The 22,006-nt window shown below is 61.7% G+C and carries 12 protein-coding genes and 3 rRNA genes; 1 reads left to right on the forward strand and 14 read right to left on the reverse strand.

Annotated elements, in window-relative coordinates:
* Positions 1 to 7: 7 nt before the first annotated feature.
* The 8 genes from M1D51_RS13770 to M1D51_RS13805 all read right to left on the reverse strand — a co-directional run bounded on the left by M1D51_RS13770 (position 8) and on the right by M1D51_RS13805 (position 14,055).
* The gene (locus M1D51_RS13770; RefSeq protein WP_458106884.1) at positions 8 to 994 is read right to left on the reverse strand and encodes an HAD-IIA family hydrolase; all 987 of its coding nucleotides are present in this window, start codon (positions 992 to 994) and stop codon (positions 8 to 10) included.
* Positions 987 to 2,984 carry a hypothetical protein gene (locus tag M1D51_RS13775; RefSeq protein WP_458106885.1) on the reverse strand — a complete coding sequence of 666 codons (1,998 nt, stop codon included), beginning with the start codon at positions 2,982 to 2,984 and terminating at the stop codon, positions 987 to 989. Before M1D51_RS13775 ends, M1D51_RS13770 begins: the two co-directional genes overlap by 8 nt.
* 334 nt (positions 2,985 to 3,318) lie before the next feature.
* Positions 3,319 to 3,435, reverse strand: a 5S ribosomal RNA gene (rrf, locus tag M1D51_RS13780).
* Positions 3,436 to 3,604: 169 nt separating this feature from the next.
* Positions 3,605 to 6,749 (reverse strand): 23S ribosomal RNA (locus tag M1D51_RS13785).
* 554 nt (positions 6,750 to 7,303) lie between these two features.
* Positions 7,304 to 8,823: ribosomal RNA gene (locus M1D51_RS13790) — 16S ribosomal RNA — on the reverse strand.
* Together the 16S, 23S and 5S rRNA genes form the textbook arrangement of a ribosomal RNA operon.
* 897 nt (positions 8,824 to 9,720) lie before the next feature.
* Entirely contained in the window at positions 9,721 to 11,031 is a 1,311-nt protein-coding gene (gene tyrS / locus M1D51_RS13795; RefSeq protein WP_172324035.1) for a tyrosine--tRNA ligase, read from the reverse strand.
* Positions 11,032 to 11,068: 37 nt separating this feature from the next.
* Positions 11,069 to 13,297, reverse strand: a complete 2,229-nt coding sequence (locus tag M1D51_RS13800) for a HelD family protein (RefSeq protein WP_172324034.1) — start codon at positions 13,295 to 13,297, stop codon at positions 11,069 to 11,071.
* A gap of 92 nt (positions 13,298 to 13,389) precedes the next feature.
* Entirely contained in the window at positions 13,390 to 14,055 is a 666-nt protein-coding gene (locus tag M1D51_RS13805) for a DNA-3-methyladenine glycosylase (RefSeq protein WP_458106886.1), read from the reverse strand.
* A gap of 83 nt (positions 14,056 to 14,138) precedes the next feature.
* On the opposite strand from M1D51_RS13805, the gene M1D51_RS13810 reads away from it, so the two are divergent.
* Positions 14,139 to 15,626 carry an AlkA N-terminal domain-containing protein gene (locus M1D51_RS13810; protein ID WP_458106887.1) on the forward strand — a complete coding sequence of 496 codons (1,488 nt, stop codon included), beginning with the start codon at positions 14,139 to 14,141 and terminating at the stop codon, positions 15,624 to 15,626.
* A gap of 92 nt (positions 15,627 to 15,718) precedes the next feature.
* On the opposite strand, the gene M1D51_RS13815 is transcribed toward M1D51_RS13810, so the two are convergent.
* The 6 genes from M1D51_RS13815 to M1D51_RS13840 form a co-directional block, all read right to left on the reverse strand.
* Positions 15,719 to 16,456 (reverse strand): maleylpyruvate isomerase family mycothiol-dependent enzyme, encoded by a 738-nt coding sequence (locus M1D51_RS13815; RefSeq protein WP_458106888.1) that lies wholly within the window; start codon positions 16,454 to 16,456, stop codon positions 15,719 to 15,721.
* Positions 16,457 to 16,534: 78 nt separating this feature from the next.
* Complete coding sequence (gene argH, locus M1D51_RS13820; RefSeq protein WP_172324030.1) at positions 16,535 to 17,950, reverse strand: argininosuccinate lyase; 1,416 nt, start codon at positions 17,948 to 17,950, stop codon at positions 16,535 to 16,537.
* Positions 17,950 to 19,155: an argininosuccinate synthase gene (locus M1D51_RS13825; protein WP_026541618.1), complete on the reverse strand. Its 1,206-nt coding sequence runs from the start codon at positions 19,153 to 19,155 to the stop codon at positions 17,950 to 17,952. The genes argH and M1D51_RS13825 overlap by 1 nt, the downstream gene beginning before the upstream one ends.
* Before the next feature lie 71 nt (positions 19,156 to 19,226).
* Positions 19,227 to 19,763, reverse strand: coding sequence for an arginine repressor (locus tag M1D51_RS13830; protein ID WP_011774347.1), 537 nt, complete (start codon positions 19,761 to 19,763; stop codon positions 19,227 to 19,229).
* On the reverse strand, positions 19,763 to 20,785 hold the full coding sequence (gene argF, locus M1D51_RS13835; RefSeq protein ID WP_458106889.1) for an ornithine carbamoyltransferase: 1,023 nt from the start codon (positions 20,783 to 20,785) through the stop codon (positions 19,763 to 19,765). The genes M1D51_RS13830 and argF overlap by 1 nt, the downstream gene beginning before the upstream one ends.
* Positions 20,782 to 22,005, reverse strand: a complete 1,224-nt coding sequence (locus tag M1D51_RS13840) for an acetylornithine transaminase (RefSeq protein ID WP_458109592.1) — start codon at positions 22,003 to 22,005, stop codon at positions 20,782 to 20,784. The genes argF and M1D51_RS13840 overlap by 4 nt, the downstream gene beginning before the upstream one ends.
* Position 22,006: the final 1 nt, after the last annotated feature.

A 22,006-nucleotide genomic window follows, 5' to 3' on the forward strand; every position in this document is an offset into this window, starting at 1 on the left:
CACCAGTCTAGTGAGTTCGCCATTCCAGCTGCGGCGCCCGGGCCACGGTGGTATCGGGAACTTCCGCCCACCACGCCGCGCAAGCTGCCCGCCAGGCATCGAGGTCGCCCTCGTCACCTGTCACCGTAACGGTTCCGTCCCCGGCAACAGCCGACGCTGCGCCGCAGCGGAACGTCCCGCCGTCGTTGTTGACTACCGGATACGGGGCATAAAGGCCCTCGAGATCCGCCAGCAGGTAGTTGGGGCGTTCGTCGGTTTTGGCAGCCAGGATGGTGTGGGTTGTATCGACCCCGGTGAGGACTGCCGCCGTCGCAAATCCTGCGCGGTTGCCGCCGAGGATGTCGGTGTCCAAACGGTCGCCCACAACCAAGGGACGATCAGCACCAAGCCGCTTCGCGGCTGCGTGGAACAGCGGCGCTTCAGGCTTGCCGGCCACCAACGGAGTCTTTCCTGTCGCAGCCGCCACTGCGGCAACCAACGTGCCGTTTCCCGGAGCCATACCCCGGGCCTGCGGAATGGACATGTCGGTGTTCGTGGCAAACCACATGGCTCCCCCGGCCACTACATACGATGCCTCCGCCAAATCCTTCCAACCGATCTCCGGATTGAAACCCTGGACCACGGCAACCGGTGATTCCGCGGCACTATGCACCGGTTTGAGCCCCACCAACTCAATCTCATGAGCCAGAGCCGCACTGCCCGTGATGAGCACATGCGCCCCCGCAGGCAGCATGGAAGCCAAAAGCTCCCCTGCTGCCTGGGAGGAACTGACCACTTGATGGTCCTCCGCAGGCGCACCCAGCTCACGCAGGTGCGCCGCGACCTGGGCCGGGGTGCGGGAAGCATTGTTGGTCACATAGCCAAGGCCTACGCCTACGGTCTCGAGACGCTGCAATGCCTCCACGGCCCCCGGGATGGCGTGCGGTCCTGCATAGACCACACCATCCAGATCCGAAAGGACAGCATCAAAGGATGAGATCAGTGAATCAGCCATGCTGGGAGTCGGTGCCCTGGTTCTCGGCGTCTTCTTCCTTGGCTTCGGCTTCTTCATCAGCCTCTGCCGAATCGATGTCCGACTCAGCGTCATCGGATTCGAAGTAGTCAGATTCCGCGTCATCCAGCTCAACGTCAGCATGCTCAACGTCAGCCGCTGCGGCTTCCGCGATGACCGTTTCCGTTTCAGGCCGAACGACGTCGGACTCCGCAGCCGGCTTGACGAAGCGCGGCTTGCGCGCGGCTGCTTCCTCTTGCTCGTCCCATCCGAGGTCAAGGATCTCCGGCTCAGCGAAATCGCCGACACCCAAGGCATTCTCAGCCACCAAGGCCTGGCGTGCCCACTTGTCCGCTTCCTCCGTGCGACCCACAGCCGTGAGCGCTTCAGCGTAGGCACGGAACAATCGCGGGCTGTAGGAGAAAGCCCGGTTAATGTCCAGCTGAGGAATTTCCAGCTCGGTGACAGCGGCATCAAACTGCTTGAGATCCGCACGCGCACCGGACGCCACCATGGCAAGCTCCACCTTGCCCGGAGCGTCGAGATCCTGGGCCTCAGGAGAGCGGACCATATCCAACGCACGGTCCGGACGTCCGAGCCCACGCTCGCAATCGGCCATCACAGGAAGGTGCACATTGGAGCCGCTGATTCGACGGTACGTGCGGAATTCACGCAGTGCTTCGCCGTAGTGGCCTGCAGCGTAGGCCGTGAGGCCCACTGCCTCGCGGACAACCGAGAGACGGCCGCCGCGACGGCTTGCAGCCAGAGCGTGCTGGAAAGCCAGCTCGGGCTCAATATCAATCAGGCGGCCTGCCATGACCAAGTGCTTGGCGACCCAGCCCGCGCTCTGCTCTTCAAGAGTCTTGATCTGGTGGCCCGTAGCGCGGTCGAGTTCCTTGCCTGTGACATCCTCGTCGATCTCGGGAGAACGTTCGCGGTCCGGACGGTTGGAGCTGCGGATGTCCTTGGCGTTGGGAACCCTTGCCGGACGCTCTTCCCATGAGTTGCCGCGGTCGCTGCGATCACGGTCTCCACCGAAGGAACGACGCTCACCATCACGGGCCGGACGGTCACCATAGGGCTTACGGTCACGGTCGCCGAACGGCTTGCGCTCACCACGGTCGTTGTTGAACGGGCGACGGTCATCGTTGTCGCGACGGGGGCCGTCGAAGTTCCGCGGACCGCGCTCGGGACGGTCACCGAACGGCTTACGCTCACCACGGTCGTTGTTGAACGGGCGACGCTCACCATCACGAGCCGGACGGTCACCGAACGGCTTACGCTCACCACGGTCGTTGTTGAACGGACGACGCTCACCATCACGGGCCGGACGGTCACCAAACGGCTTACGCTCACCACGGTCGTTGTTGAACGGGCGACGGTCATCGTTGTCGCGACGGGGGCCGTCGAAGTTCCGCGGGCCGCGCTCTGGACGGTCGCCGAACGGCTTCCGCTCACCACGGTCGTTGTTGAACGGACGACGCTCACCATCACGGGCCGGACGGTCACCAAACGGCTTACGCTCACCACGGTCGTTGTTGAACGGGCGACGGTCATCGTTGTCGCGACGGGGGCCGTCGAAGTTCCGCGGGCCGCGCTCTGGACGGTCGCCGAACGGCTTCCGCTCACCACGGTCGTTGTTGAACGGACGACGCTCACCATCACGGGCCGGACGGTCACCAAACGGCTTACGGTCACCACGGTCGTTGTTGAACGGGCGACGGTCATCGTTGTCGCGACGGGGGCCGTCGAAGTTCCGCGGGCCGCGCTCTGGGCGGTCGCCGAACGGCTTACGCTCACCGCGGTCGTTGTTGAACGGACGACGCTCACCATCACGGGCCGGACGGTCGTTGCCGTCTCGGTTCTCCCTGGATCGGAACCCGCGAGGATCCCCGCCCGAGTTGTTGTTGGGGCGGTACGAACCGCGATCGTCGCGATTGCCCCCGAAGTTTCCGCGATTGCCGCCGCGATTGCCGCCGTTGTGCTCAGCCATGGTGGATTCCTCCTGTTGCGAGCCGACCACTGGCGCGTGCGTAGTCGCTCATAACCCTTATTTCGTTGTCACGCCGCCGGGAGCACTCAGCTACCGACTCGTATGTCTTATGCAATTCTATTCGACACCGCCACAGCCGCCGAACGCGTCAAGCCCACTGACGGCCTTCCGTGGCAAGTCTCACAGCACTTCAGACCCGACAGTTCTGGGTGGCGTCCTGCCCCCAAGGTGAACAGATGCTTAGGGCTGGTTTGTGTGATTCGGTGCCGGCTGGTGTGTGGTGGTTAAAGGGGAAGAGCCCCGACCTGTGGTCGGGGCTCTTGCCTTAATGGTTGTCCGGCGGTGTCCTACTCTCCCACACCCTCCCGGGTGCAGTACCATCGGCGCTGTGGGTCTTAGCTTCCGGGTTCGGAATGGGACCGGGCGTTTCCCCCACGCTATGACCGCCGTAACTCTGTTACCCGTCCCGGTCCACCAAAACCCTGTTGGGGGTGTGGTTTTCCTGGGTGGGAAGTTTGGTTACAACTGTGGTGCTTGGTTGTTATGTAGTTGTTTGGTTCCGGCAACCCGTGGCGGGTTGTTGTTCGGGAACCACATAGTGGACGCGTGCAGTGTGTTGTGTGGTGTAAGTTGTTGGCCTATTAGTACCGGTCAGCTTCACGAGTCTTTAGTCCTCGCTTCCACATCCGGCCTATCAACCCAGTGGTCTGGCTGGGGGCCTCTCACACATAAATGTGTATGGAAATCTCATCTTGAAGCGAGCTTCCCGCTTAGATGCTTTCAGCGGTTATCCCATCCGAACGTAGCTAATCAGCGATGCACTTGGCAGTACAACTGACACACCAGAGGTTCGTCCGTCCCGGTCCTCTCGTACTAAGGACAGCCCTTCTCAAATTTCCTGCGCGCGCAGCGGATAGGGACCGAACTGTCTCACGACGTTCTAAACCCAGCTCGCGTACCGCTTTAATGGGCGAACAGCCCAACCCTTGGGACCTACTCCAGCCCCAGGATGCGACGAGCCGACATCGAGGTGCCAAACCATGCCGTCGATATGGACTCTTGGGCAAGATCAGCCTGTTATCCCCGAGGTACCTTTTATCCGTTGAGCGACGGCCATTCCACAATGTGCCGCCGGATCACTAGTCCCGACTTTCGTCCCTGCTTGAGATGTCTCTCTCACAGTCAAGCTCCCTTGTGCACTTACACTCGACACCTGATTGCCAACCAGGCTGAGGGAACCTTTGGGCGCCTCCGTTACTTTTTAGGAGGCAACCGCCCCAGTTAAACTACCCATCAGGCACTGTCCCTGACCCGGATCACGGGCCGAAGTTAGATGTCCAAAGTGACCAGAGTGGTATTTCAACGATGACTCCACCCGAACTGGCGTCCGGGTTTCAACGTCTCCCACCTATCCTACACAAGCCACTCCGAACACCAATACCAAACTATAGTAAAGGTCTCGGGGTCTTTCCGTCCTGCTGCGCGTAACGAGCATCTTTACTCGTACTGCAATTTCGCCGAGTTTATGGTTGAGACAGCGGGGAAGTCGTTACTCCATTCGTGCAGGTCGGAACTTACCCGACAAGGAATTTCGCTACCTTAGGATGGTTATAGTTACCACCGCCGTTTACTGGGGCTTAAATTCTCAGCTTCGCCCGCAAGGGGCTAACCGGTCCTCTTAACCTTCCAGCACCGGGCAGGAGTCAGTCCGTATACATCGTCTTGCGACTTCGCACGGACCTGTGTTTTTAGTAAACAGTCGCTTCCCCCTGGTCTCTGCGGCCCACACCCGCTCACGGAGAGCAAGTCTCCATCACGGGGCAGGCCCCCCTTCTCCCGAAGTTACGGGGGCATTTTGCCGAGTTCCTTAACCATAATTCTCTCGATCGCCTTGGTATTCTCTACCTGATCACCTGTGTCGGTTTGGGGTACGGGCGGCTAAAACCTCGCGTCGATGCTTTTCTAGGCAGCATAGGATCACCGGATCCCCCCAAACGGGAGTCCCATCAGATCTCAGGCACGTGCTCGAAGCACACAGGAACGGATTTGCCTATCCCTGACCCTACATCCTTAGACCGGGGCAACCATCGCCCGGCCCGGCTACCTTCCTGCGTCACACCTGTTAATACGCTTACCTCCCGGGATCAGGTCCCGCGCTCGGCCAAAACCCACAACACCACAAGGGTGAGCGGGCAGGCTCCGGGCGGTTAGTATCCCCCGCTTGGCATGGGCGGTTTTTCGCCGGTACGGGAATATCAACCCGTTGTCCATCGACTACGCCTGTCGGCCTCGCCTTAGGTCCCGACTTACCCAGGGCAGATTAGCTTGACCCTGGAACCCTTGATCATTCGGCGGACGGGTTTCTCACCCGTCTTTCGCTACTCATGCCTGCATTCTCACTCGTGTAGGCTCCACCGCTGGTTTACACCGCGACTTCACTGCCCACACGACGCTCCCCTACCACTCCACACCCCTGAACCACGAAGGCTAGGGCAATGTGTGAAATCCACAACTTCGGCGGTGTACTTGAGCCCCGCTACATTGTCGGCGCGGAATCACTTGACCAGTGAGCTATTACGCACTCTTTCAAGGATGGCTGCTTCTAAGCCAACCTCCTGGTTGTCTTCGCAACTCCACATCCTTTCCCACTTAGCACACGCTTAGGGGCCTTAGTTGGTGGTCTGGGCTGTTTCCCTCTCGACTATGAAGCTTATCCCCCACAGTCTCACTGCTGCGCTCTCACTTACCGGCATTCGGAGTTTGGCTGACGTCAGTAACCTTGTAGGGCCCATCGGCCATCCAGTAGCTCTACCTCCGGCAAGAAACACGCAACGCTGCACCTAAATGCATTTCGGGGAGAACCAGCTATCACGGAGTTTGATTGGCCTTTCACCCCTACCCACAGCTCATCCCCTCCATTTTCAACTGAAGTGGGTTCGGTCCTCCACGACGTCTTACCGTCGCTTCAACCTGGCCATGGGTAGATCACTCCGCTTCGGGTCTAGATCACGCCACTACACTCGCCCTATTCAGACTCGCTTTCGCTACGGCTACCCCACACGGGTTAACCTCGCGACGTAACACTAACTCGCAGGCTCATTCTTCAAAAGGCACGCCGTCACCAGAATCAGACTGGCTCCGACGGATTGTAAGCACACGGTTTCAGGTACTGTTTCACTCCCCTCCCGGGGTACTTTTCACCTTTCCCTCACGGTACTGGTCCGCTATCGGTCATTAGGAAGTATTTAGGCTTATCAGGTGGTCCTGACAGATTCGCACGGGATTTCTCGGGCCCCGTGCTACTTGGGATACTCTCCAGGCTGCACACAACATTACGGTTACGGGGCTCACACCCTCTCTGGCCGGCCTTTCAAGACCGTTCACCTATGCACGCACATCACCTCACTGGTCCGGCAGAACCAGAACGGAAAGTCCCACAACCCCGCCCATGCAACGCCCGCCGGCTATCACACATGGAAACGGTTTAGCCTGATCCGCGTTCGCTCGCCACTACTAACGGAATCACTATTGTTTTCTCTTCCTGCGGGTACTGAGATGTTTCACTTCCCCGCGTTCCCCCCACGCACCCTATGTGTTCAGATGCGGGTCACACAATCACCTTGCAGCGTTGTGCGGGGTTTCCCCATTCGGACATCCTGGGATCAACGCTCGGTTATCAACTCCCCCAGGCTTATCGCAGATTCCTACGTCCTTCTTCGGCTCCTAATGCCAAGGCATCCACCGTGTGCCCTTAAAAACTTGACCACACAAGATCAAAAACTTACTCGAGAGAACCATGACCACAAGGGCCAGGTTCATTCATAAGAAATTGCTGTAAGAACACACCCACACCAAAGCGTGTGTGTGTTCTAGATGCTCGCGTCCACTATGTAGTTCTCAAACAACAACCCCGTCAACCAGACCACACCCACCACAACCCACACCCCACAAAGGGAAGCGCAAGCCATCAACAGCGGACGAAGTACCGGAAGCAGGAACAAAAGAAACACCAGAAGTGCCCCCCCTGCATTGCTGCAAAAAGGTCCTGTTGCCTCAGGACCCAACAGTGCGCCAAACACAACCCCCACCAGCCACGCCCCGGACACGTTCCCAACAACACCACACCCCCAAAAAAGGAAGCACAGGCCGCCGTACTAGCACCAGGACACAACCACAAAGGCCATGCCAAAAAAACTTTGATTCGTTGATATTCCACCCATGAGCACCCACCGCAGAACAGACGCCTGCGCAATGGGCAACACTGACAACCACCAACCATCCGCATGCACGGACACCGGCAATTATTAGCAGCTCCTTAGAAAGGAGGTGATCCAGCCGCACCTTCCGGTACGGCTACCTTGTTACGACTTAGTCCCAATCGCCGGTCCCACCTTCGACGGCTCCCCCCACAAGGGTTAGGCCACCGGCTTCGGGTGTTACCAACTTTCGTGACTTGACGGGCGGTGTGTACAAGGCCCGGGAACGTATTCACCGCAGCGTTGCTGATCTGCGATTACTAGCGACTCCGACTTCATGGGGTCGAGTTGCAGACCCCAATCCGAACTGAGACCGGCTTTTTGGGATTAGCTCCACCTCACAGTATCGCAACCCTTTGTACCGGCCATTGTAGCATGCGTGAAGCCCAAGACATAAGGGGCATGATGATTTGACGTCGTCCCCACCTTCCTCCGAGTTGACCCCGGCAGTCTCCTATGAGTCCCCGCCATAACGCGCTGGCAACATAGAACGAGGGTTGCGCTCGTTGCGGGACTTAACCCAACATCTCACGACACGAGCTGACGACAACCATGCACCACCTGTAAACCGACCGCAAGCGGGGCACCTGTTTCCAGGTATTACCGGTTCATGTCAAGCCTTGGTAAGGTTCTTCGCGTTGCATCGAATTAATCCGCATGCTCCGCCGCTTGTGCGGGCCCCCGTCAATTCCTTTGAGTTTTAGCCTTGCGGCCGTACTCCCCAGGCGGGGCACTTAATGCGTTAGCTACGGCGCGGAAAACGTGGAATGTCCCCCACACCTAGTGCCCAACGTTTACGGCATGGACTACCAGGGTATCTAATCCTGTTCGCTCCCCATGCTTTCGCTCCTCAGCGTCAGTTACAGCCCAGAGACCTGCCTTCGCCATCGGTGTTCCTCCTGATATCTGCGCATTTCACCGCTACACCAGGAATTCCAGTCTCCCCTACTGCACTCTAGTCTGCCCGTACCCACTGCAGAACCGGAGTTGAGCCCCGGTCTTTCACAGCAGACGCGACAAACCGCCTACGAGCTCTTTACGCCCAATAATTCCGGATAACGCTTGCGCCCTACGTATTACCGCGGCTGCTGGCACGTAGTTAGCCGGCGCTTCTTCTGCAGGTACCGTCACTTTCGCTTCTTCCCTACTGAAAGAGGTTTACAACCCGAAGGCCGTCATCCCTCACGCGGCGTCGCTGCATCAGGCTTGCGCCCATTGTGCAATATTCCCCACTGCTGCCTCCCGTAGGAGTCTGGGCCGTGTCTCAGTCCCAGTGTGGCCGGTCACCCTCTCAGGCCGGCTACCCGTCGTCGCCTTGGTAGGCCATTACCCCACCAACAAGCTGATAGGCCGCGAGTCCATCCAAAACCACAAAAGCTTTCCACCACCTGACATGCGTCAGACAGTCATATCCGGTATTAGACCCAGTTTCCCAGGCTTATCCCAGAGTCAAGGGCAGGTTACTCACGTGTTACTCACCCGTTCGCCACTAATCCCCCAGCAAGCTGGGATCATCGTTCGACTTGCATGTGTTAAGCACGCCGCCAGCGTTCATCCTGAGCCAGGATCAAACTCTCCGTTGAAGTAAAACAAATCAAACAGACACAACCACACCCACCGGAAATAACGGCGAACACGGCTGCACAAAATTCGAAACCAGCTGAAAACCAGACCACCACACACGGGGGTGCGCGACGATCCAGCCATAATTTCAACCAATCAATAAAACAATCGGTATCAACAAACTTGGCACACTATTGAGTTCTCAAACAACAGACACACCCGGCACCACCCAAACCCACCAAAGGGTCCAAGATCGCTCCGGAGCAACTTTTCAAACTTACCCGAACCAGCCGCACAAAGCAAACCAAACCCCGGGCCTCCCACACCAACCAGCAGCGCACCAAAGCACCACCGAAACCGGCAATTTGAAGGGAGTCTGTCACCATCATTCCGCATCAGCGGCGGCGACTCGAACAACTTTACACGCGCCCCACCCCCACACCAAATCCACCCCAACACCACCCAAAAACCCAGCCAACACAAGCTAAACAACCCCAAAACACCCCCAAAACCCCACCCAACAACAACCACAAGCCACAGTGAAGCCCGTCACAACCCCCAACCACCCAACCCGGCCACCGACACCACCCAACAGCAACCACCGCCGTCGAACCCCCACACATTCACCAAACCCGAGGGACCTGAAAGAGCGTCCGCCTCAAGCCCGAGGGAAGTGATAGAGCGTCAGAAGGGAGCGGCCGGCGTCCGGCAGCGCGCGCCAACCCCACGAAAGAGCAGCGCCCCGAAAACGACCACCGCCCCACTCGCCACTATCGCCGGACCAGCCAGCAACTGCACCCACTCACACCCGCCGCCACCAGCAACCGCACCAACCGGACCCACCAGAAGCGTGCTTAACGCAAAAAGGCCGGCAACCGTAACGGCTGCCGGCCCTTTCAGAGCTGGAAAAGTGAAAGCTACGCAGATACCTCAATGGTGGCGAGGTTCTTCTTGCCCCGGCGGAGGAGCAAGTAGCGTCCGTGAAGCAGTTCGTCCTGGCCGATGACGGCGTCGGGATCGGACACCTTGGTGTTGTTCACATAGGCACCACCCTCGCCAACGGTGCGACGAGCAGCGGACTTGCTGTCCGAGAGGCCCGAGGCAACCAGGAGATCGATGATGCCCAAGCCGTCGGCACCAATGGTTGCGGAGGGAAGTTCCGCAGTTGCTGCTTCAAGAGTGCGCTCATCCAGGATCGTCAGGTCACCGTTACCGAAGAGCGCTGCCGAGGCCGCGATCACTTTCTCGGTTGCGTCAACGCCGTGTACCAGCGAGGTCACTTCGTAGGCGAGCTTCTTCTGGCCTTCACGGGCAAACGGACGCTCCGCCACAGCTTCCCCGAGTGCCTCGATCTCTGCACGTGAGAGGAAGGTGAAGACCTTGAGCCGGTCCACCACATCTGCGTCGGCGGTGTTCAGCCAGAACTGGTAGAACGTGTACGGGCTGCACATGTCCGGATCCAGCCAGATGGCGTTGCCTTCGCTCTTGCCAAACTTGGTGCCATCTGAGTTGGTAATCAGCGGCGTACCAAGGGCGTGGACGCTCTTGCCCTCCACCTTGCGGATCAGCTCGGTTCCACTGGTCAGGTTGCCCCACTGGTCCGAACCACCGGTCTGCAATGCGCAGCCGTAGTCGCGGAAGAGTTGGAGGTAGTCCATGCCCTGCAGGATCTGGTAGCTGAACTCGGTGTAGCTGATGCCTTCGTCGGAATTGAGGCGTGACGCTACGGCATCCTTGCGGAGCATGGTGCCGACACGGAAGTGCTTACCGATTTCACGCAGGAAATCAATGGCGCTCAGGGGCGCGGTCCAGTCAAGGTTGTTGACCATGCGCGCTGCGTTGTCCCCATCGAAGCTGAGGAAGCGGCGCACCTGCCCTTGGAGGTAGCCCACCCATTCCGCAACGGTGTCCTTGGTGTTCAAGGTGCGTTCCGCCGTCGGACGCGGGTCACCGATCAGGCCGGTGGATCCACCCACCAGACCCAGCGGTTTGTGGCCTGCCAACTGCAGGCGCCGCATCACCAGCAATTGCACGAGGTTGCCCAGGTGCAGGGAGGGCGCGGTGGGATCGAAGCCACAGTAATAGGTGATCGGGTCCCCGGCGAGCAGCTTTTCCAGTTCCGTTTCGTCAGTGGAAACGTGGATCAGGCCGCGCCATTTGAGCTCCTGCCAAACGTTGGCAAAAGCGGGATCGTTGTGCTGGGACTCGAGGTTGTTTACGTGTGACACGAGATCTAAGTTAGCAGGATTGAAGGGGCCCGTTTTCCTAGCGCTCAATGCCGGCAGGTACGGGGGCAGCAGCAATGAGACGCAAACGCTGCGTTGCCCGCGTCATGGCGACATAGAGGTCGCCCACCTTGCCGTGTTCATGGTTCAGCATGGCGGCCGGTTCCAGCACCACCACGCCGTCGAATTCCAGGCCTTTGGCTTCCTTGGGGCTGATGACCACAATGTCCTGCTCGTAACTGCCTGCACCCGATCCGATGCGGCGTCCATAGACCTCCCGCAGGGCTGCGGTAGCCTGCGGCAGGAGTGGACCGTCGGCGATAACAGCCAGCAGGCCGCCGTCGATCGCTTCCACTTCTTCAGGCAGGACCTCCACCAGGTGCGACACGATGCTCTCAGCATCAACGCGGTCCACAATGGGCGACCATTTTCCTTCGCGCACAGCCTTGGGGGCCGAGACCACCAGGCCTGCACGGTTGGCCATGCGGACTGCGGCTTCGGCGATCTGCGAGGGCGTGCGGTAGTTGACGGTGAGCTCTTCAAGCGTCCAGCGGTCACCGAACGACGGCGCCAGTGCACTTTGCCACGAATTGGCGCCCGCCGCTGCGCTCGTCTGAGCAATGTCCCCCACGATCGTGAAGGACTTCAAGGGGCAACGACGCACCAGGAGCCGCCACTGCATCGGCGACAGTTCCTGGGCCTCGTCAACCACAATGTGGCCGAAAGCCCACGAGCGGTCGCTCGTTGCACGCTCAGCGGCCGTCAACCGGCTTTCGCGTTCCTGGTTTTGGTCAGCAAGTTCCTCGGCCGACACCAAAACATCAACACCCATGGCTTCCATGTTGGCCAAGGTCTGCTTGGCATTGGCGATGTCGCGGGCGCGGTCCGCTTCCTGCTGGGCCAGTCCCCTGCCTGCTGCCGGATCCAGTTCACCCAGGAGTTCCGCTGCCTCATCCAGCAGCGGAACATCCGCCTCAGTCCACGGCGCATCTGCCGGACGCTGCAGCAGGGCGCGTTGGGCGGGCGTCAGGTGCGGCGTGCACGCTTCAAGAATGGCCGGCTTGCTGAACAGTTCGGAGATGAGTTTCTCCGGCGTCATCGGCATCCAGCACAGATTCAGCGCAATGCGGACATCCCTGGCCGAGCGGACGTCCTCGGCAAGATAGGCGCGATCAGCGTTGTTGCCGATGTTCGATTCCTCAACGAGATCGGTCAGTTGCTCGGTGAGCTCGCGCAGAAGGATCTTGATGAACGTCAGCCGGGCTTCGTTATGGGGCTTGCCGGTGGCACGGGCTTTCTCGCGGGCACGACGGACTTGGCGGACGGTCAGTGTCAGCTTGCGGGAATCCACCTCGAGAATGCGGTCCTCGGCAGGTGTCCGCTGGCGGTTGGCGACAGCGTTGGCCACCACTTTGGTCATGTCCAGCTTGCCCTTGAGGGCCGCGACGTCGGCATCTTCCTCCGGGATGGCGTTGATGCCGGGCATCAGTCGGCCAAGGCTGGCCATGACCACTCCGGTTTCACCGAGGGACGGCAGAACCCGTTCGATGTAATGCATGAAGGACGAGGACGGTCCAACCAGCAAGACGCCGGCGCTCTTGAGCCGTTCGCGGTGCGTGTACAGCAAATAGGCAGCACGGTGCAGGGCGACAGCGGTCTTACCGGTGCCTGGCCCGCCCTGCACCACCAGCGCGCCGGAGATGGACGAGCGGATGATCCGGTCCTGTTCAGACTGGATGGTCCCGACAATGTCAGACATGCGACCCGTGCGCTTGGAGTTCAGGGCGGCGAGCAGCGCGCCCTCCCCCTGAAGGGAGTCGTTGTCGGCAAGCATGCCCGCATCCAGGACATCGTCTTCTATGGCTTTGACGTCACGCCCTTGGAGGATCAGGTGACGGCGCCGGCGTACACCCTGGCGGTCAAACGCCGTGGCCTGGTAGAAGTGCCCGGCCTCCGGAGCGCGCCAGTCAACCATCAGCCTTTGGAGGTCGGCCGTGGACAGGCCGATGCGCCCGATGTACTGGGCTTCGCCGGAGTCAAGGTCCAAACGGCCGAAGACCAAGCGGTCATCGACGGCGTCGAGCTGGGCCAGGCGGTCCTCGTACAGGGCCGCAAACGCGTCACGTTCGGAAACGTTCTGCATGGTTCCCACCGCGCCGGACTTGCGCACCTGCGCCAGCTGGGCGCGCTTTTCTGCGCGCAGCTCATCAAGCCGGGCATACAGCCCGGCCACATATTCCTGCTCGTGGACCAAATCAGCGTCGTGCATCGAAACGTAACCCCTATCGCAAAAGACAGACCGTCCATTCTACAGCGATTTTGGTAAACGTGCGGGGTACACGTCATGTGGTGGAACGCTTGCTACGGAACTACCCGATTTCGGGGCCGCGCGGCTTTGTACCGGGAAACGGTGGGATCGTCCTCTATCCAAAAGCGCCACGGATACTCGGTGCTTCCACCCGGGCCCGCAACTCCTACCCGTGGCCCGCTGGCGACGACAGGTGCGGGCAGCGTGGGCAACCACAGGCTGAAGGGTGAGGCGAGCGCGTCACGGCCCGTGTCCGCCGTCGTGAGTCCCAAAGCGGAGGCGAGCCGCGCTGGTCCGCTGGCGAGGTCCTTGTGTGTTTTGGCGGCCGGCCGGCGAAGGGCGGCGAGCTCATCCCCCTCCACAATTTCTCCGGCTCGCAGGAGCAGTGCCGACGCTGAGCCGTCAGGGCCGCAGACGATGTTGGCGCAGTAGTGCATGCCGTACGTGAAGTAGACGTAAAGGAACCCGGGAGGGCCGAACATGGGCGCATTGCGGGCCGTAGGACCGCCAAAAGTATGGGAACCGGGGTCGGGGTGTTCCGAATCCCGCGGGCCCATGTACGCCTCCACCTCAGTGAGCCTGACCGAGACCGGGCCGGCTTCGGAGTGGTGGGTGAGCACCGCACCAAGTATCCGTGGTGCGATTTCGCGAGGATCGCCCTCGAGGAACCTTCGCACTTCCAGAGGATCGGTGACTTCGTTGTTGGTGGACGGATTCATGACCAGACCCTAGCAAATGACCCACGTACGGCCATGTCCGATTTCCGCTAGCAGCGGCTACTCAGGGCTGGCAGGATGAAGTCATGGACTTCTGGCAGCGCTACCGGGCAATCGACGCCCGCGACACCCGGTTCGACGGCCAATTCTTTACGGCCGTCAGCTCCACCGGCATCTACTGCAGGCCGTCGTGCCCCGCCCGGACGCCCAAGGCAGAGAACGTGACTTTCTACGAAACCTCTGCTGCTGCCCATGAAGCCGGATACCGCGCCTGCAAGCGGTGCCTGCCTGAAGCCGTTCCCGGCACGCCGGCCTGGAACATCCGCTCCGACATTGCGGGACGGGCCATGCGACTGATCAACGACGGCGTGATCACCCGCGAAGGAGTGGACGGTCTGGCACAACGCCTGGGCTACTCCGCCCGGCAACTCAACCGCATCCTCAGCAACGAACTCGGCGCCGGTCCTCTCTCACTGGCACGCGCCAGCCGGGCACAGACGGCCAGAACCCTCTTGGTCTCCACCAGCATGCTCCTGGCAGACGTCGCGTTCGCCTCCGGATTCAACAGTGTGCGGCAATTCAACGACACTATCGGCGAAGTGTTCGCGATGACGCCGACGGCGTTGCGCGCCAGCGGGGCCAGGTCCGGCCAACGCCGGGGTACTGTGGTGGCGGCTCCCGCCGGGCTGACGCTGAACCTGCCGTACCGCGAACCGTTCGATCCCGGCATCTTGGACTTCCTTGCAGTACGCGCGGTTCCAGGGATCGAACTGGCAGGGACAGGTCCGGACGGAAGCAGGACCTACGGAAGGACGCTGCGGCTCGCAGGGGGCAGTGCTTCGTTCTCCGTGAAGTACAGCCCTTCCGCTGCCGGAAGGCCGTTACAGTTGACAGCTTCAGCAGTGGACCTCCATGATCTCCCGGCACTGCTAAGCCGGGTCCGCCGACTGTTCGATCTGGACGCCGATCCGCAGTCTGTTGACGACACCTTGGCCTTGGACCCACGGCTGGTGGACAGCGTTCGGGCAATCCCCGGTATCCGCGTCCCAGGTGCAGTGGACCCCCAGGAACTGCTTATTAGGGCCATGATCGGGCAGCAGATCACTGTGGCTGCGGCCAGAACTGCCCTCACACAGTTGTCCGCAGCGGGTTCCCCCGCGAGGGACGGCTCCCCTGGTTTGGAGCGCTTATTTCCGACGGCGGCAGAGCTCGCCAGCCATGGGCGGGCACTCCTCCGCGGACCACAACGGCGAATCGACTCCATAGTGGCCGCAGCCGAAGCAATGGCCACCGGCGCCCTCGACTTCGGCTACGGGGACGACGTCTCCGGCCTTGAACAAAAGCTGCTCCCCCTGCCGGGTGTGGGGCCATGGACAGTGGGCTACGTGGCGATGCGCGTCCTGGGCGCTCCGGATGTTTTCCTGGCCAACGACGCCGCGGTCCGGAACGGATTGAAGGCTATGCCAGCAGGTACTGGTCTCAGCGCAGACTTCAGGGAGGTCAGCCCATGGCGTTCCTACGCCACCTTGCATTTGTGGCGCGCGGCGGCGACGTCGCGACCTGGAAGCAAATGAACACCCGGGACGTGAAAGAGCGTCCACCCCAAACACCCGGAACGTGAAAGAGCGTCCACCCCAAACACCCGAGAAGTGAAAGAGCGTCCGGGTTAGCGGGAGGCGGGTTGTGCGGCCGGCCAGGGCAGCAACTCCGGCAGGTCCACTCCGTCGGCGGCTGCCGTTGCACGAAGGCTGCCGAGGCTGGGCTCGCGTCCGGCCAGCCACGCTGCGATGTCGGTCAGCATGCCGGTGATGGCGATGGAAGTGCCGCCCGTACCAATGCTGAGCTGGGGCAGGCCTGTGGGCTGCAGGACGAATTTATAGGTTTCCGGAACGCGTGCAGCCAGGAACCCGATGAGGTGTTCGCAGAAAGGCCGGCTCCACGTCTCCGGCCCGAATCCCAACCCCAGGTCGGAGGCATGGATAGTGAGCTCGCGCCACAGGGCCAGGCCACCGTCGAAGACTGTTCCGTCCCTGTAAGCGATGCGGGCGTGCCAATCGTCCGGTCCCAGGGCGTCGACCGCGGAAATCGCTGTGCCCACTGCAGTGGTGACGGACTCCGTGTGCTGGGCGAGGCTGTGCCCGGCGGCAAGTTCGATTGCCTTATTACGGCCGTCCATGCCGCCGTCGTACAGTTCAATGCTTTCGCCGCGTCGCGCATACTCGAGTTGCCGCGCCATGGCGTTGGAGATTCCGGCCACGTGGGCCAGGACGTGGCCCCGGGTCCAGCCTGGCAGTTCCGACGGTTCAGCGACGGACGATTCGTCCAGTTTGGTGAGGAGGCGGGTGACGGTGCCGGCGGCTTTGTGAAGCTCGGCGGGCAGCGCGTCGGGGGTGATCTGAGTCATAGCGCCATGCTAACCCACCGGGTTAAACACCTGTGGGATGGCACCTGACGTGCCATCCCACAGGTCATGAAGCAGCGACTAGCCGGCGTAGGATCGCGCTGCGTCCAGTTCCGCTTCGAGTGCCTTGAGTTGACGCTCGACGGCGGCCGGAGCCGTTCCGCCCTGCGAGTTCCGGCTGTTGAGCGAACCTTCGGTGCTGAGAACGCTGCGGACCTCGGGAGTGAGGTGCTCGGAGATTGCCCCATATTCCTCGTCCGTCAGGTCCCACAGCTCCACACCGCGGCCTTCGGCCTGCTTGACGGCGGCACCGGAGAGCTCGTGGGCTTCGCGGAATGGAACGCCCTGCCGGACCAGCCATTCGGCAATGTCCGTGGCCAGCGCAAAGCCCTGGGGTGCCAGGGATTCCATTCGCTCGGTGTTGAACTTCAGGGTGGCGATCATGCCGGACACGGCCGGAAGCAAGAGTTCCAGGGTGTCGGCGGCGTCGAACACCGGCTCCTTGTCCTCCTGCAGATCACGGTTGTACGCGAGCGGCAGTCCCTTGAGTGTCGCCAGCAGCCCGGTCAGGTTGCCGATGAGGCGCCCTGCCTTGCCGCGGGCAAGCTCAGCAACGTCCGGGTTCTTCTTCTGCGGCATGATCGAGGACCCCGTGGAGTACGAGTCATGCAGCGTGACGAAGGAGAATTCCTTGGTTGCCCAGAAGATGACTTCCTCGGAGATCCGGGACAGGTCCACACCGATCATGGAACAAACCCAGGCGAACTCGGCGAAGACGTCGCGGGAGGCGGTGCCATCGATCGAGTTGTGCACAGCCGAGAAGAAACCGAGATCGGCGGCGACGGCCTCGGGATCCAGTCCCAGGGAGGAGCCAGCCAGGGCACCTGAACCATACGGCGAAACACCGGCCCGCTTGTCCCAGTCCTGGAGACGCTGCACGTCGCGCAGCAATGCCCACGCGTGAGCCAGGAGGTGGTGGCTCAGCAACACCGGCTGGGCGTGCTGCAAGTGTGTCCGGCCCGGCATGGCAACGCCCTGGTGGGCCTTTGCCTGCTCTACGAGGGCATCGATGGTGGCAAGCACGCCACCGGCAATGATCCGGGCGTGGTCACGCAGGAACATGCGGCCAAGGGTGGCCACTTGATCGTTGCGGGAACGGCCCGCGCGCAGCTTGCCGCCCAACTGGGTTCCGGCGCGCTCAATCAGGCCACGCTCCAGGGACCCGTGCACGTCCTCGTCGCTCTCGGCCGGAAGGTACGCACCACTGGCTACGTCCTCGTCCAACTGCGTGAGGGCTGCAAGCATGCCTTCCAGTTCGGCATCGTCCAGCAACCCCGCTTTGGCGAGCACGCGGGCGTGCGCCATGGAGCCGGCGATGTCATAGCGGGCAAGCCGCCAGTCAAAGTGCGTGGACTTGCTCAGTGCGGCCAGCGCATCCGCGGGGCCGCCGGCGAACCGGCCGCCCCACAGTGCACCTTCGTTTGTCGCCGACGTCATTACTGCCCTGCGACCCGCAGGTCGCGGCCCGAGGCAACCTTGGAGGACATACCCCACAGCTCGATGAAGCCGCGTGCCATGGACTGATCGAAGGTATCGCCGGTGTCGTAGGTGGCGAGGTCGAAGTCGTACAGCGAGGTCTCGGAGCGACGACCGTTGACGATCGCCTGGCCACCGTGGAGGACCATGCGGATGTCACCGGAAACGTACTGCTGCGTGTCCTCGATGAAAGCGTCCAAGGAGCGCTTCAGCGGGGAGAACCACTGGCCGTCGTAGACCAACTCGGACCAACGCTGGCCAACAGTTGCCTTGAAGCGGGCCTGCTCGCGTTCGATGGTGATGTCCTCGAGGTGCTTGTGCGCGGTGATCAGCGCCATGGCGCCGGGTGCTTCGTAAATTTCGCGGGACTTGATGCCCACGAGGCGGTCCTCGACCACGTCGATACGGCCAACGCCCTGCGCGCCTGCACGGCGGTTCAGTTCCTGGATGGCCTGCAGCGGGGTGACCTTGACGCCGTCGATTGCTACCGGCACGCCGGCCTGGAAGGAAATGGTGACCTCATCCGGTGCCGGCGGAAATTCCGGGGTGGCGGTGTAGTCGTAAATGTCCTTGGTGGGAGCGTTCCAGATGTCCTCGAGGTAACCGGTCTCGACGGCGCGTCCCCAGACGTTCTGGTCGATCGAGTACGGGTTCTTCTTGGTGGTTTCGATCGGCAATCCCTTTTCCTCGGCGAAGGCGATGGCCTTGTCGCGGGTCAGGGCGAGGTCGCGTACAGGTGCAATGCACTTCAGGTCCGGGCCGAGGGTCTGGATGCCGACTTCAAAGCGGACTTGGTCGTTGCCCTTGCCGGTGCAGCCATGGGCAACCGTGGTGGCGCCGAATTCACGGGCAGCCTTCACCAGGTGCTTCACGATGACCGGACGCGAGATGGCCGACACCAGCGGGTAGTGACCCTGGTAGAGCGCGTTGGCCTTCAGGGTTGGCATGGCGTACTCATTGGCGAACTCGTCACGGGCGTCGGCCACGTAGGCCTCGACGGCGCCGCAACCGAGGGCGCGCTGGCGGATGGTCTCCAGGGACTCGCCGCCCTGTCCGACATCGACGGCCACAGCGATGACCTCGGCGCCGGTGGCTTCACCGATCCAGCCGATGGCTACGGACGTATCAAGGCCACCGGAGTAGGCCAGAACAATGCGCTCAGTCACGAGAGTGCTCCTTTGTTGTTGCTTGGTTCGTTTGAATCAAAGCTGTGTGTATCAATGCTGAAAAAGATCAATCAGTTGCCAGGCCCGGCTTCTTCGGCCATGCGCAGGAAACGCGCCGCCAGTTCAGCCCCGCCATCGGGGTCCCGGGCGACCAACAGCAAAGTGTCGTCGCCTGCGATCGTACCCAATACGGAGGGCATCACCGAGTGGTCCACGGCCAGTGCCAGGAAGTTCGCGGCTCCGGGTGGGGTGCGAAGCACCACGATGTTGCCCGAGGCCTCCGCTGTCACCAGGAGTTCTCCGCAAAGCCGCGTCAACCGCGCATCCAGGATTTCCTGGGTGACGCCGCTCTTGGCGTTGCGGTCCCCGCCCTCCCCCGGAACGGCGTAAACCAGCGCGCCTTCCTTGCCACGGACCCGGACGGCACCCAGTTCCACAAGGTCCCTGGACAACGTGGCCTGGGTGACCTGGACGCCGTCGTCCGCCAGCAGGGCTGCAAGCTCTGCCTGGGAACGCACGGACTCACCCGTCAGGATCGCAGTGATACGCGCCTGTCGGGCAGTCTTGGTGGCCGGGCTGGCGCCCGGCACGGACGGATTGGTGGACACTAGAACGAGCTCTCCACAGTGTTTTCCAGGGCGGAAGTGCCTTCAACCGGTGAAAGGCCCTCTACGACGGCGAGCCCCGAGCGGTGCATCAGCCAGGCCATGAGTGCCTTCTGGGCATGGAGGCGGTTTTCCGCCTCATCCCACACGATCGACTGCGGGCCGTCGATGACGCCGGCTGAAATTTCGTAGCCTCGGTAAGCGGGGAGGCAGTGGAGAACGACGGCGTCCGGTGCGGCTTGCGCCATGGCGGCCTCGTCCACGGAGTACTCACGGAAGAGCTTCATACGGGCGTCTTTTTCCGCTTCCTGGCCCATGGAAACCCAGGTGTCTGTTGCCACGACGTCGGCGCCCTTGAGGGCTTCGGCGGCATCGCTGGTGATCAGCACAGAGCCGCCCGTCTCGGCAGCGCGCTGTTCCGCAGCAGCCACAATCTCTGCTGCCGGCAGGTAACCTTCCGGTCCGGAGATGCGAACGTGCATTCCGGCTGTGACACCGGCCAGCAGGTAGGAGTTGGCCATGTTGTTCGCCGCGTCACCCAGGTACGCCATGCTCAATCCGGCCAGTTCGCCCTTGTGTTCCTTAACTGCCAGGAGGTCGGCCAGGAGTTGGCAGGGGTGGTAGTCATCGCACAAGGCATTGATCACGGGGACCTTGGAGTTCTCCGCCATGGCCACGAGTCCGGAGTGCGCACCCGTCCGCCACACAATGGTGGAGACCATCCGCTCCAGGACCTTTGCCGTGTCCTCGACCGATTCCTTGTGGCCGATCTGCGCTTCACCCGGGTTGATGATCAGTGCGTTGCCGCCCATGTCCGCAATGCCCGTGGCGAAGGAAACACGCGTGCGGGTGGAGGTCTTATCGAAGATCACGGCAACGGTCTTGCGGCCGTTGCCATCCGCGGCGAAGGGCTGGACGCCGTATGGCGCTGCCTTCATCCGAACGGCGAGGTCCAGGACCTCTGCCTGCTCGGCCGGACTCAGGTCCGTGTCCTTGAGGAAGTGACGGGTGGTTGACGTGCTCACTGTGCGTCCTTAGCAGTCTGGGCGGTGGCCGTGGCGATCAAAGCGGGCAGGGCAGAGAGGAACCTGTCCGCCTGCTCAATGGTCAGGATCAACGGAGGGGCAAGCCGGATGGTCCGCGGCCCCGGACTGTTGATGATGAAACCGGCGTCCAACGCCGCAGTCACCACGGCCGGAGCGATGGCGGCATTGACATCGAAGCCAATCAGCAGGCCTTCACCACGGACCTCGGTCACGGCCTCGATACCTGCCAGCCCCTGACGCAGGTACTCCCCGACCGTGAGTACGTTCTGCAGGACGCTCTGGCTTTCGAGGGCGTGCAGGGTGGCAAGGGCCGCGGCGGTAGCCACCGGGTTCCCACCGAATGTGGTGCCGTGTTGCCCGGCGGTGAGCAGGGCCGACGTCGCGCTTCCGAAGGTGATCAGGGCACCGACGGGGAATCCGCCGCCAAGTCCCTTGGCCAGAGTTAAGGCGTCGGGAACAATCCCGGCGTCTTCGCTGGCAAGCCACTTACCGGTACGGCCTACGCCGGTCTGGACCTCGTCAAGGATCAACAACGCGCCCGCTGCGGTAGTTGCCTCACGGGCTGCCTGCAGATATTCGGCGCTGAGCGGCCGTACGCCCGCCTCACCCTGGATCGGTTCCAGGAACAGAGCTGCCGTGGAATCGTCGACGGCGGCACGCAGGGCATCAATGTCACCGAACGGAATGTGGACCACACCGCCGGGAAGTGGTTCAAAAGGCGCACGGTAAGCCTCTTTGGCCGTAAGAGCCAAAGCGCCCATGGTGCGTCCGTGGAAGGCACCTTCCAGCGCAATGATCTTGGTGCGCTTACCGCCGTCATTGTTTCGGCGGGCAAGCTTGAACGCAGCCTCGTTGGCTTCAGTACCGGAATTGGCAAAGAACACCTTGGAACCTGCGGGAGCCTTGCTCAGAGCCAAGAGCTTTTCGGCCAATGCGATCTGCGTGGGACTCGTGAAGAAGTTCGAGACATGGCCGAGTGTGGCCAGCTGGCTCGAAATCACCGACGTGACGAACGGGTGGGCGTGGCCCAACGCGTTCACGGCAATGCCGCCCAAGAGGTCAAGGTATTCCTTGCCGTCGGCGTCCCACACGAGGCAGCCCGCGCCGCGGACCAGAACCCGCTGCGGGGTACCAAAGACACCCATGAGTGAGGACGAGTAACGGGCAAGCCACTCCGCGCCATTACTCACTCCAGTCATG

The sequence above is a fragment of the Arthrobacter sp. R3-55 genome, assembly GCF_054161505.1.